Below are 12,367 nucleotides of genomic sequence, written 5' to 3'. Positions count from 1 at the left end.
TGTCGCCGCAAGAACGAACGATAGGGAGACTTGAACGATGGGCAAACTGTCCCTCGCCGCGAAGATCACGCACGTGCCGTCGATGTACCTGTCGGAACTGCCCGGCCGGCATCACGGCTGCCGTGAAGCGGCGATCCGCGGCCACCAGCTGATCGGCGAGCGCTGCCGCGCGCTCGGCGTCGACACGATCGTCGTGTCGGACGTGCACTGGCTCGTCAATGCCGGGTATCACGTGAACTGCAATGCGCGGTTCGCGGGCACCTACACGAGCAACGAGCTGCCGCATTTCATCCGCGACATGCAGTACGCGTATCCGGGCAACCCGGCGCTCGGCCGGCTGATCGCCGAGACGGCCACCGAGCGCGGCATCGCGACGCGCGCGCACGAGATCGACAGCCTCGAACTCGAATACGGCACGCTCGTGCCGATGCGCTACATGAATGGCGACCAGCACTTCAAGGTCGTGTCGATCGCGGGCTGGTGCATGTGGCATCAGCTCGACGAAAGCCGCCGCTTCGGCGAGGCGCTGCTCGAAGCGATCGAGAAGAGCGATTCGAACGTGGCGTTCCTCGCGAGCGGTTCGCTGTCGCACCGCTTCAACGACAACGACAGCCCCGAGGAATCGATCCACCAGATCAGCCGCGAATTCTTCCGGCAGGTCGACCTGCGCGTGGTCGAGCTGTGGAAGCAGGGCGATTTCAAGACCTTCTGCGCGATGCTGCCGGAGTACAACCTGCATTGCCACGGCGAAGGCGGGATGCACGACACGGCGATGCTGCTCGGGCTGCTCGGCTGGGACCGCTACGACAAGCCCGTCGAGATCGTCACCGACTATTTCGCGAGTTCGGGCACCGGGCAGATCAACGCGATCTTCCCGCTGGCCTGAGCGCGGCGGCCCGCCAAGCAACCGAATCCGACCGGAGATTTGCCATGCCTCACATCGTCGTCGAATACACAGCGAACATCCGCGACGACGCGCGCATTCCCGCGCTGCTGCGCACGATCAACGCGACGCTGATCGCGCAGGGCGGCGTGTTCCCGACCGGCGGCATCCGCTCGCGCGCGATCGAGCTGCAGGACTACTGCGTGGCCGACGGCACCGAGGACGACGCGTTCGTCCACGTGACGCTGAAGATCGGCGCGGGCCGCAGCGACGAAACGAAGCACGCTGCGTGCGACGCGCTGTTCGACGCGATCAAGGCGCATTTCGCCGAGCTGTACGCGAAACGCTACCTCGCGCTGTCGATGGAGCTGACCGAGTTCAGCGAAAGCGGCTCGTACAAGCACAACAACATCCACGCCCGCTACAAGCGGGCCGGCTGAACCTCATTCCCGATCCGACCATGCTCGAACCCGCCATCATCGACCAGCTCGCGCAGCGTCTGCACGACGCCGAGCGCGCGCGCACGCAGATTCGCCAGATCTCGCTCGACCATCCCGACATCACGATCGACGACGCGTATGCGATCCAGCGCGCGTGGGTCACTCTCAAGCTCGCGGAAGGCCGCACGCTGAAGGGTCACAAGATCGGCCTTACGTCGAAGGCGATGCAGAACACGTCGCAGATCGACGAGCCCGACTACGGCGCGCTGCTCGACGACATGTTCTTCGAAGACGGCGGCACGATTCCGACCGGCCGCTTCATCGTGCCGCGCGTCGAGGTCGAGCTCGCGTTCGTGCTCGGCAAGCGGCTCTCGGGCCCGAACTGCACGATCTTCGACGTGTACGACGCGGTCGATTACGTCGTGCCCGCGCTCGAGATCATCGACGCGCGCAGCCAGTCGATCGACCCGGACACGAAACGGCCGCGCAAGGTGTTCGACACGATCGCCGACAACGCGGCGAACGCGGGCGTCGTGATCGGCGGCCGCCCGGTGCGGCCGCAGGACGTCGACCTGCGCTGGGTCGCGGCGATCATGTCGCGCAACGGCGTGGTCGAGGAAACGGGTGTCGCGGCCGGCGTGCTGAACCATCCGGCGAACGGCGTCGCATGGCTCGCGAACCGGCTGGCGCGCTTCGATGTCGCGCTGGAACCGGGGCAGATCGTGCTCGGCGGCTCGTTCACGCGGCCGTGCGCGGCGCGATCGGGCGACACGTTCAGCGTCGACTACGGCTCGCTCGGAACGATCCAGTGCTACTTCGAGTGAGGTGAGCGAACGATGCAGATTCCGTCGAATGTGTTCAAGGCCGCGCTGGCGCGCGGCGACGCGCAGGTCGGGCTGTGGCTCGGGCTCGCGAATCCGTACAGCGCCGAGGTCGTCGCGGGCGCCGGTTTCGACTGGCTGCTGATCGACGGCGAGCATGCGCCGAACACGGTGCCGACGATCCTCGCGCAACTGCAGGCGATCGCGCCGTACCCGTCGCATCCGGTCGTGCGCGTGCCGTGGAACGATCCGGTGATCGTCAAGCAGGTGCTCGATCTCGGCGCGCAGACGCTGCTCGTGCCGATGGTGCAGAGCGCCGACGAAGCGCGCGCGGCCGTGGCCGCGACGCGATACCCGCCGCACGGGATTCGCGGCGTCGGCAGTGCGCTGGCGCGTGCGTCACGGTGGAATCGCGTCGGTGATTACTTGCAGCGCGCGAACGACGAGATGGCCGTCCTCGTGCAGGTCGAGACGCATGCGGGGCTCGACGCGATCGAGGCGATTGCGCGGGTCGAGGGCGTGGACGGCGTGTTCATCGGGCCGGCCGACCTGGCCGCCGATCTCGGCCATCTCGGCAATCCGGGGCACCCGGACGTGCAGGCCGCGATCGACGGCGCGATCCGTGCGATCAAGGCGGCCGGCAAGGCGCCGGGCATTCTCAGTGCCGATGAAGCCGCCGCACGGCGTTATCTCGAAGCGGGGGCGCTGTTTGTTGCGGTCGGTGTGGATACGACGCTGCTGGCGAGAAGTGCGGAGCGGCTGGCGGCGCAGTTCAAGGGGAAGGGCGGCGACGCGGCGAAGAAGGGCGATGGGTCGTATTGAGCCTGTCGGCGGCGGGACGGTGAAGGACGCTACGTGTTGCTGCGCCGGCCCGCCTCCATATACCTCCCCGGTGTCGTCCCCAGCGCACGCCGGAACATGTCGATGAACGCGCTGACGTTGTCGTACCCGAGATCGAGTGCGATCGTCGTCACCGGCACGTCATCCGCGATTCGCTCCAGCGCGCGCAGCAGCCTCGCCTGCTGACGCCACTGCGCGAACGTCAGCCCCGTCTCCGCGACGAAGCGGCGGCTCATCGTACGCGCACCGATGCCGGCCCATTCGGCCCATTCCTCCAGCCGCCGGTTGTCCGCGAGATCCGCGGCCAGCGCGTCGGTGATCTTCATCAGCCGCGGGTCCTGCGGCCGGACCAACCCCAGCGCCTCGACCTCCGACGACGCGATTTCATCGAGGATCACGTCGGCGATCCGCGTCTGTGCGGCATCCAGTTCCGAATCGCCCCAGCTTGCCGCGCGCTGCACGGCTTCGCGCAGCAGCGGCGTCGTGCGGATCGCACGCGGCGCAGCGGGCAGTGCTGCGCAACGCGCTTCGGCGACGAATGCCGACCAGCCGGAAATCGGCCCGAACGAGCGCAGCGAATGCCGGCAATGCGGCGGAATCCAGATCGCATGAATCGCCGGCACGACCCAGTCCTGGTCGTCGAGGCCGATCGTCACCAGCCCGCTCAGCGCGCCGACGAGCTGGCCGCGCGCATGCGAATGCGCCGGCGTGACACGCGGGTCGCGTTGCGACAGCACGGCGGCGACCACGAACGGGCCGTCGTCGGATGTGACGAATCGGGCGGGCAGGAGCGGATCGGACATGGCCGGATTTCGGTATCGAATGGCCGTTATACCGGAGATCGGCCGATTTCGCATGCCTACACTGCGTCCATCGATGACAACCGGAGTACGACACGATGCGAGCCGACCAGATGCTCCCCGACCATGCCGACCAGATCGAAACCGGCGGAACGACGATCCGCAAGGGGACCGTCGGCGCGTTCCTGGTCAACGCGCGTGTGCTGACCGACCCGAATGCAGCACCCGCCGACCGGGTGCGCGCGGAGGCCGATGCGATCGACGCGTTGCCGGCGCTGCGTGCGCTCGGCCTGTTCGACGTGCTGGAAGTGCGCGATCCCGCGCTGCGCGCATGGCTAGACGCACGCTGATGCGCGCCCGAACCGTCGATCGAGATCCCCGAATCAAGGAGTCGCCATGAAAGCAGCAGTCGTGACGGGCGCCGGCGAGCGTCCCGTTCACATGGAATTCGATGCGCCGCACGCGATGCCGGGCCACAGCCTGATCGACGTGACGGCGTCCGCGCTGAGCCGGATCGCGCAGGGGCGCGCGGCCGGCACGCATTACTCGTCGGACCGACGCTATCCGTTCGTGGTTGGTGTCGACGGCGTGGGGCGGCGTCACGACGACGGCCGGCGTGTCTACTTCTTCGGCGCCCCCGTGCCGTTCGGCGCGATGGCCGAACGTACGATCGTGCCTGATACGCAATGCGTGCCGCTGCCGGACACGCTCGACGATGTCACGGCCGCGGCGCTTGCGATTCCGGGGATGTCGTCGTGGGCGGCGCTGACCGAACGCGCGCGGCTCGTCGCGGGCGAGACGGTGCTCGTCAACGGCGCGACGGGTACGTCGGGGCGGCTGGCGGTGCGGATCGCGAAGCGTCTCGGTGCCGCGAAGGTGATCGCGACGGGCCGCAACGCGGCTGCGCTGCAGGCGTTGACGAGCGCCGGGGCCGATGCGGTCGTGTCGCTGCAGCAGGACGACGTCCATCTGGCGCGTGCACTCGAACCGCATTTCCGTGACGGTGTGGACGTCGTGCTCGACTATCTGTGGGGCGCCAGCGCGCAGACGCTGCTGTCTGCCGCCGCGAAGGCGTTACCGGCCGGCCGTCGGCTGCGATACGTGCAGATCGGCTCGATCGGCGGCGCGGACGTGTCGTTGCCGGGGGCCGTGCTGCGGGCGACTGCAATCGAACTGATGGGCAGCGGGATCGGCAGCGTATCGCTGCCGCGCTTGCTGGCGTCGGTGCGCGGCGTGTTCGACGCGGCCGGGCCGGCAGGTCTCGCGATCGACACGCGCACGGTGCCGCTGTCCGACGTCGGCGAACACTGGGGCGATGTGAACAGCCTCGTGCGCCCGGTGTTCACGATGCGCGGCGAGTGAGCGGTGCATCGAAACGCAGCGCGCTGGGCACGGCGCGAGGGGTGCGCTGCGCGGCGGCGGTCGGCGGTTTGCCGCGATGCCGCCGCGCGTGGCCTGGCAGAAGGGCGGTCGACCGACTACCGCCGCCCGCCGGCCCACGCGTCAGAACCGCTGCTGAATCCCCGCCGTGACACCGACCTGCGTCGTGCCGTATCCCGCGAAATCGCGCGACACGCCGACCTTCTGGTCGTGTTTCGCGATCGCGAACGCGCCGGCCGCATACAGCACCGTGCGCTTCGACAGCGCATAGTTCGCGCGCATCGACACCAGCGTCGGATCGGCGTCGCTGCCGCCCTTGATGTTCTGGTGATAAACGGCCGCGATCAGCGAGAACGCCGGCGTGAACTGATACGACCCGCCGAGCCAGACCATGTCGCTCAACTGGTTCGCCGCCGTGGTGCGGAACGTGCGCTTGTAGTTGCGGTAGCCGGCCATCGTCTTCAGGTTGCCGAAGTCGTAGCTCAGGCCGGCATGGATGCCCTGGATATAGTTGACCGTATCGACCGGCGTGACGCTGTCGGCCGCGCCGTTCTGCCGGTCGAACGTGACGACCGCCGCGAACGGGCCTTTCTCGTAGCCGACCGCGAAGTCGTATTTCGAGCTGGTCTTCATGCTGCCCGGCACGTTGCCGAAGCCGTACAGCGCGCCGAACTTGAAGCCGCTGAATTCGCCGTCGTAGCGCACCGCGTTCGACGAGCGCGTGAACATGCCGTCCTTGCGGCCGCCCGTCGCCATCGACGACGAGGCCCACGAGTAGTTCTGCGCATAACCCATCGGGTCGAACGGCAGCATGTAGTCGTAGGTGACGGTGTAGTTGCGGCCGAGCGTCAGTTCGCCCCATTTGCTCTTCAGGCCGACCGTCGCGCGGCGCGCGAAGATCGAGTCCGGGCCGTCGTCGAGCGCGCCGTTCGCGAGGTCGATCCCGCTTTCGAGGCGGAACACGGCCTTCAGCCCGCCGCCGAGATCCTCGACGCCGCGCAAGCCCCAGCGCGACGTGTTCTTGTTGCCCGACTTGAGCTTGACCGAGCTGCCGCCTTCCGGCGCCGCGTGGTTCGTGTACTCGATGCCGGCATCCATGATCCCGTACATCGTGACCGACGACTGCGCGTGCGCGGCCGGCAAGGCGATACAGGCTGCCGCGGCCGAACCGGTGAGGACTACTGTTCGAATGGAACGTTCTGCGCGTGACTTCATTTTGACGGTGTCTCCTTGGTTTTTGTGGGCTGGTTGAAACAGAAAACGGTTACTCGCCGCGCTGTCGGCGGACGCTATGAGGCGTCCGCCGATGCGAGTCGCAAAGGGAGGTGTGCCTGAATTCATCCGCAGCGGCGCACCGGCCGCCGCGACCGGGTCAGCCCGCCTTCGCGAACGCCCAGCAGTCGTTGGTCGGGAATTCGATCCAGTGCTTGCCGGCCGCGCGCGGCACATGGCCGAACGCGCGCAGGCGCATGTCGCCGCAATGGAACAGGTATTCCCAGCGGTCGCCGAGATACATCGACGTGACGAGGTCGGCCTGCAGCCGGTTCGCGCCCGGGCCGTCGGTGACCTGCACGCGTTCGAGGCGGATCACGGCCTGCGCGTCCTGGCCCGGCGCGAGCGTGTCGCGCGCGAGTGCGCGCAACTCCCAGCCGTCGCCGGCGAGCGTCACGCATTCGCCGTCGATCGCGGCGACGCGCGCGTCGATCCGGTTGTTGCTGCCCATGAATTCGGCGGTGTACAGCGAACGCGGCGCGCCGTACAGCTCGGCCGGCGTGCCTTCCTGTTCGATGCGGCCGTTACGCAGCAGCAGGATGCGGTCGGACATCGCCATCGCTTCGGTCTGGTCGTGCGTCACGCACAGGGCCGACAGCCCGAGCGACACGATCAGTTCGCGCAGCCACGCCCGCGCTTCCTCGCGCAGCTTTGCGTCGAGGTTCGACAGCGGCTCGTCGAGCAGGATCACCGGCGGGTTGTAGACGAGCGCGCGTGCAATGGCGACGCGCTGCTGCTGGCCGCCCGACAGCTGATGCGGAAAGCGTTCCGCGAGATGGCCGAGGCCGAGCTGGTCGAGCGCGGTTTGCACGCGGCGCTTCTGTTCGGCCGGCGCGACGCGGCGCAGCTTCAGCCCGTAGCCGACGTTGTCGGCGACGGTGCGGTGCGGCCACAGCGCGTACGACTGGAACACGAGGCCGAGCGAGCGCTGCTCGACGGGCAGGTCGACGCGCCGAGCGCCGTCGAAGAACACGCGGTCGTCGAGCTGGATGCGGCCGTCGGACGGCTGTTCGAGGCCGGCCACCGCGCGCAGCAGTGTGGTCTTGCCGCTGCCCGACGCGCCGAGCAGGCACACGACTTCGCCGGCCTTCAGTTCGAACGACACGCCCTTGAGGATCGGATTGGCGCCGTAGCTGAGATGCAGGTCGTCGACGATGAGCTTATCCATGAAGTTTCACTCCGAAGCGCAGGGCCACGCCGAGACCGGCGCCGACCATCGCGATGTTGATGACAGAAAGCGCGGCAACCTGGTCGACGGCGCCGGTCGCCCACAGCGACACGAGCAGTGCGCCGATCACTTCGGTGCCGGGCGACAGCAGGTAGACGGCCGTCGAGTATTCGCGCTCGAAGATCATGAAGATCAGCAGCCACGCGGCGAGCAGGCCGAAGCGCACGAGCGGCAGCGTCACGTCGAGCGACACGCGGCTGCGCGTCGCGCCGACACTGCGGCCGGCTTCCTCGAGCTCGGGGCCGACCTGCAGCAGCGCGCTCTGGATGAGCCGCATCCCGTAGGCGAGCCACACGACCGTGTACGCGATCCAGATGCTCCACATCGAGTTCTTCAGCTCGCGCAGGCCCGGCACGAACAGGAAGATCCACAGGAACGCGAGACCGGCGAGCAGGCCCGGCACCGCGCGCGGCAGCAGCACGAGGTAGTCGAGCAGCTTGGTCGCCCAGTCGGGGCGGCGGTGGCCGGCGAACGCGACGAGCGAGTAGAAGCCGATCGCGAGCGCGCCGCCGATCACGCCGATGCCGAGCGTGTTGACGATCGCGCGCACCAGGTTGTCCTGCTCGAACAGCTCGACGAAGTTCGACAGCGTCAGCACCTCGGCGAGCGCGACGCCTTCGCCCCAGTTGGTTACGAACGCGCGCAGCACGATGCCCGAGATCGGCACGATCACGGTCAGCATCAGCCACAGCGCGACGATCGCGAGCGCCACCCAGCGCCACACGCCGAGCGGCAGCACCGTCGCGCGGCCGGCCTTGCCCTTCACGGTGACGAAGCGGTTCGCGGTCTTCAGCAGGCGGCGCTGCAGCAGCACGAGCGGGAACGTGATCGCGACGATGCACACGGCGACTGCGGCCATCAGGTGATACGACGGCACGCCGAGCTTGTTGGTCAGCTTGTACAGGTAGGTCGCGAGCACGAGGTGGCCTTCGGGATCGCCGAGCACGAGCGGCAGCCCGAACACCTCGAAGCCGAGGAAGAACACCAGCACGCCGGCGAACAGCAGCGCGGGCATCGTCATCGGCAGGCTCACGTCGAGCGCGACGCGGAACGGGCGGGCGCCCGTCACGCGCGCGGCTTCCTCGACGTCCGAGCCGAGGTTGCGCAGCGCGGCCGACGAGTACAGGTACACGTGCGGCACGTGCGTGAGGCCGACGATCACCGTGATCGCGAAGACCGAGTACACGTTCCAGGGCACGTTCTGCACGCCGAACAGTTCCTTGAACCACACCGAGTAGAAGCCGACCGGGCCGGCCGCGACCACGTAGCCGAACGCGAGCACCATCGGCGACACGAACACCGGCGTGAGCAGCAGCGGTTCGAGCCAGCGGCGGCCGGGCAGGTCGGTGCGCACCATCAGGAACGCGAGGATGCCGCCGAGCGGGATCGAGATGAACAGCATCCCGCCGGCGATGACGAACGAGTTCTTCACGGCCGACCAGAAATCGGGATCGCTGAAGACGAAACGGAAGCCCTCGATGCCGAGCGTCTTGTTCGCATCGAAGAACGGCGCGGACAACAGGCTCTGGAACAGGATGAAGCCGAGCGGCAGCGCGACCGCGACGGTCAGTACCGCGACGACGATCCAGCGCAGCATGCCGGCGAGCGGCTGGAGGCTGCTGACCGGCAGCGCGGGAATCGCGCCGCGCGGGCCGGTGGCGGGCGGAACGGCCGGTGCCGTGCCGCGGGTGCTGGTTGAAAGCATGAGTTCGCCCCTGCGGCCATCCGGATGGCCGCCTCTAGGAAGTCGGTATGGGGAAGGGGCCGCCCGCGCAACGTGGCGGGCGGCCGTTGGCCGGCCGAAGCCGATCAGCGGATCAGGCGATCAGCCCTTGATCGCCTGCTGCCATTGCTTCAGGAACGCGAGCCGCTTCGACTGGTCCAGGTAGACGAGCAGGCCGGTGCCGATCTGGATCGGCTTCAGCGAATCGCCGAGTTCCTTCATGAGGCCCGCGGCCGACGTTTCGCCGGTCACGTCCGTGCGGATCGCGTACAGGTTCGCCTGGTTTGCGATCAGCGTCTGGCCGCGTTTCGACAGCAGGTAGTCGACCCACAACTTCGCGGCGTTCGGGTTCTTCGTCTTCTTCGAGATGGTGACGAGGCGGCTCACGACCTGCGTGTAGTCCTTCGGAAACACGTAGCCGATCGACTTGTCCTTCTTTGCCTTCGCGTACGCGTACGATCCGAAGATGTTGTAGCCGATCAGGTTCTCGCCCGACGAGATGCGCTCCATCATTGCGCCCGTGCTCGACTGCAGCTTCGGGCCGGTCGCGCCGATCGCCTTCACGAGTTCCCACGTGACCTTCTCGTTCAGGTGCGCGTCCTGCGTCAGCGCGTTGAAGCCGACGCCGGATTTCTCGACGTCGTAGGTCGTGAGCTTGCCCTTGAACTTGTCCGGTTGCGACGCGAGCAGCTTGATCAGCTCGGCGCGCGTCTTCGGCACTTCGTTCTCGGGGATCAGGCGCTTGTTGTAGACGATCGCGAGCGGCTCGAAGGTCGTGCCGTACGCCTGCTTCTGGTACTGCGCCCATTGCGGCACGTTCGGGCTTTCGGGCGAATCGTAGGACGCCATCAGGCCGTCGTTGACGAGCTTGACCTGCAGGTCCATCGCGGAGCTCCACAGCACGTCGGCGCTGGTGCTGCTCGCCGCGTTCTCGCTGATGTAGCGGTTGTACAGCTCGGTGCTGTTCATGTCGTTGTACTCGACCTTCACGCCGTACAGGCTTTCGAAGTCCTTGATCAGCGGGCGCACGAGGCCCGTGTCGGTCGTCGAGTAGACGATCAGCTTGCCTTCCTTCTTCGCGGCGTCGATCACGCCCTGGTAGTTACCCGGATACCCGGCCGGAACCTGTGCGGCGGCGCTGCCGGCGGCGGTGCCCAGGACGATAGCCAGCGCGGCGGCGAGGTGCTTCGGTGCAAACGGCATGTCTTCCTCCAGTTACGCATTGTGTTGTTCGAGTGACGCGGATGTTAATTGCGGGGCACTTTCAGCCTGCTTTCATTTCTGTTCGCAGTCGCGTCGTTTGTGTCATGGATTTCCCGAGGTCGACGCGGCCGCTACCGCGGGTTTCACGGCGTGCGGCACGGTGCGAAAAGGGGAAGAAGGCGACGCACGGGCGGGCGCGCAAGCCTGTCACGACGACGGGCTATTCGGAGGCCGCCAGCAGCTTGCCGAGGATCCGACCGCCATGCCGGGCATGCGCGGCGGTCAGCGCGGCATATCCGACGACGACGCCCGCGTCGCGCCGGGCGCTTCGACAGAATTCGCGGATCGGCTGCAACGCGATGCCGGCCGCGCGCGCCTGGGCGACATACGCGGCGGCGTCCATCCCGGGCGGCAGCCACAGCACGAAATGAAAGCCCGCGTGCTCGCCCGATACCGTGTACCTGCCGCCCGCGTGCTTCGCCAACTGGTCGAGCACGATGTCGCGGCGCTGGCGGTACGCGTGCCGCGCGGCGCGCAGGTGCTTCGCAAAATCGCCGTCGGCGATGAAGCGCGCCAGCGCCAGCTGCGGCGCCACGCCGACCGCGCGCGCGGTCGCGTGCCACACGGCCGACAGCGCCGGCCGCAAGGTTTTCGGCACGACCATGAAGCCGATGCGCAACCCCGAGAACAGCGTCTTGTTGAACGAGCCGCAATAGATCACGCGGTCGCACGCGTCGAGCGATTTCAGCGCGGGCAGCGGGGCCGTCTGGTAGCTGAATTCGCCGTCGTAGTCGTCCTCGATGATCCACGTGCGGTTGCGCTGCGCGCGGTCGAGCAGTTCGAGCCGGCGCGACACCGACATCGTCACGCCGAGCGGCGCCTGATGCGCGGGCGTCACATAGGCCGCGCAGGCATCGGGATGCCGGTCCAGCGATGCCGTGTCGATGCCTTCGCGGTCGACCGGCACGTCGATCACGGTCGCGCCCGCGATCGTGAAGATCTGCCAGGCCGACACGTAGCCGGGGTCTTCCATCAGCACCGTCGAGCCGGGCGCGAGCAGCGTGCGTGCGACGAGGTCGATCGAATGGCGGATGCCGGTCGTGATGAAGATGTCGCCGGCGTCGCACGGGATGCCGCGATATTCCCGCAGGTACGCGGCGATTTCGTCGCGCAGGCGGTCGATGCCTTGCGCGGGCGTCGCGCCGAGGTCGTTCGCCGTCGCGGCCAGCAGGCTCGCGCCGAGCGCCTTCTTCCATTGCTGCATCGGCATCAGGCCGGGATCGGCGAGCCGTGCGACGAACGGGACGCCGGGGCGCACGCCGTGTTCGGGTTCGGCTGCGCCCGGGGCGCTCGCGGGTGCGGGACGTGTGTCGCGGGGACGAGGCTGCGCGGCCGCGCGCAGATAGCTGTCCGGCACCACCGCGCAGACGCGCGTGCCGGACCCTTGGGTGCGCGCGACGTAGCCCTCGGCGCACAGGATGTCGTATGCGGCTTCGACGGTGCCGCGCGCGATGTCCCAGCGCGCGGCCAGCGTCCGGCTCGACGGCAGCGGGCTGTCGGCGGGCAGCAGGCGCTTCAGGATCGCGCCGCGAATCGTGTCGGCGATGCATTCCTGTTTCGACTGCGGGCTGCCGGCCGACAGCCCGGAAGGGCGTGGCAGGTCGAGTGGAATCGCGGCTTTGCCTCGCGGCATAGTGGTCCAGTCAATAGTCGATTTAATGGTCCTTCAGATTATATCACTTTCCCCTTAGATTGCTGTCGACCTCTCTCTCCGGAC

General features: G+C 67.8%; 12 protein-coding genes. 6 read left to right on the top strand and 6 right to left on the bottom strand.

All coding sequences use genetic code 11. From position 1 onward, the window contains the following. The first annotated feature begins 37 nt into the window (after window positions 1-37). From hpaD to hpaI, 4 genes are read left to right on the top strand one after another with little or no spacing between them, the layout of a single operon-like run. Entirely contained in the window at window positions 38-886 is an 849-nt protein-coding gene (gene hpaD, locus DIE03_RS04545) for a 3,4-dihydroxyphenylacetate 2,3-dioxygenase (RefSeq protein WP_124447901.1), read from the top strand. 44 nt (window positions 887-930) lie between these two features. Further along, complete coding sequence (locus DIE03_RS04540) at window positions 931-1,323, top strand: 5-carboxymethyl-2-hydroxymuconate Delta-isomerase (protein WP_124447899.1); 393 nt, start codon at window positions 931-933, stop codon at window positions 1,321-1,323. A gap of 20 nt (window positions 1,324-1,343) precedes the next feature. After that, complete coding sequence (hpaH, locus tag DIE03_RS04535; RefSeq protein ID WP_124447897.1) at window positions 1,344-2,147, top strand: 2-oxo-hept-4-ene-1,7-dioate hydratase; 804 nt, start codon at window positions 1,344-1,346, stop codon at window positions 2,145-2,147. 12 nt (window positions 2,148-2,159) lie between these two features. Then, on the top strand, window positions 2,160-2,966 hold the full coding sequence (hpaI, locus tag DIE03_RS04530; RefSeq protein WP_124447895.1) for a 4-hydroxy-2-oxoheptanedioate aldolase: 807 nt from the start codon (window positions 2,160-2,162) through the stop codon (window positions 2,964-2,966). A gap of 29 nt (window positions 2,967-2,995) precedes the next feature. On the opposite strand, the gene DIE03_RS04525 is transcribed toward hpaI, so the two are convergent. Continuing rightward, window positions 2,996-3,787, bottom strand: a complete 792-nt coding sequence (locus tag DIE03_RS04525) for a helix-turn-helix domain-containing protein (RefSeq protein ID WP_124447893.1) — start codon at window positions 3,785-3,787, stop codon at window positions 2,996-2,998. A 95-nt stretch (window positions 3,788-3,882) separates the two neighbouring features. On the opposite strand from DIE03_RS04525, the gene DIE03_RS04520 reads away from it, so the two are divergent. Both DIE03_RS04520 and DIE03_RS04515 read left to right on the top strand, forming a co-directional pair. After that, complete coding sequence (locus tag DIE03_RS04520) at window positions 3,883-4,134, top strand: hypothetical protein (RefSeq protein WP_124447892.1); 252 nt, start codon at window positions 3,883-3,885, stop codon at window positions 4,132-4,134. 46 nt (window positions 4,135-4,180) lie between these two features. Beyond that, window positions 4,181-5,146 carry a zinc-binding alcohol dehydrogenase family protein gene (locus DIE03_RS04515; protein WP_124447890.1) on the top strand — a complete coding sequence of 322 codons (966 nt, stop codon included), beginning with the start codon at window positions 4,181-4,183 and terminating at the stop codon, window positions 5,144-5,146. Between the two features lie 141 nt (window positions 5,147-5,287). Here DIE03_RS04515 and DIE03_RS04510 read toward each other — a convergent pair whose 3' ends face one another. The 5 genes from DIE03_RS04510 to DIE03_RS04490 all read right to left on the bottom strand — a co-directional run bounded on the left by DIE03_RS04510 (window position 5,288) and on the right by DIE03_RS04490 (window position 12,283). After that, complete coding sequence (locus DIE03_RS04510) at window positions 5,288-6,379, bottom strand: porin (RefSeq protein ID WP_124447888.1); 1,092 nt, start codon at window positions 6,377-6,379, stop codon at window positions 5,288-5,290. A gap of 157 nt (window positions 6,380-6,536) precedes the next feature. Further along, on the bottom strand, window positions 6,537-7,604 hold the full coding sequence (locus DIE03_RS04505) for an ABC transporter ATP-binding protein (RefSeq protein WP_124447886.1): 1,068 nt from the start codon (window positions 7,602-7,604) through the stop codon (window positions 6,537-6,539). Beyond that, entirely contained in the window at window positions 7,597-9,369 is a 1,773-nt protein-coding gene (locus DIE03_RS04500; RefSeq protein WP_124447885.1) for an iron ABC transporter permease, read from the bottom strand. The genes DIE03_RS04505 and DIE03_RS04500 overlap by 8 nt, the downstream gene beginning before the upstream one ends. A 120-nt stretch (window positions 9,370-9,489) precedes the next feature. Beyond that, window positions 9,490-10,590, bottom strand: coding sequence for an ABC transporter substrate-binding protein (locus DIE03_RS04495; RefSeq protein WP_124447883.1), 1,101 nt, complete (start codon window positions 10,588-10,590; stop codon window positions 9,490-9,492). Window positions 10,591-10,810: 220 nt separating this feature from the next. Next, window positions 10,811-12,283, bottom strand: a complete 1,473-nt coding sequence (locus DIE03_RS04490) for a PLP-dependent aminotransferase family protein (RefSeq protein ID WP_124447881.1) — start codon at window positions 12,281-12,283, stop codon at window positions 10,811-10,813. Between the last annotated feature and the right edge of the window lie 84 nt (window positions 12,284-12,367).

Source organism: Burkholderia sp. Bp8992 (assembly GCF_003853705.1).
In the GTDB taxonomy this organism is placed as follows: Bacteria; Pseudomonadota; Gammaproteobacteria; order Burkholderiales; family Burkholderiaceae; genus Burkholderia.
The sequence above is the reverse complement of the archived record's forward strand: the minus strand, read 5'-3'. Positions and strand labels throughout refer to the sequence as shown.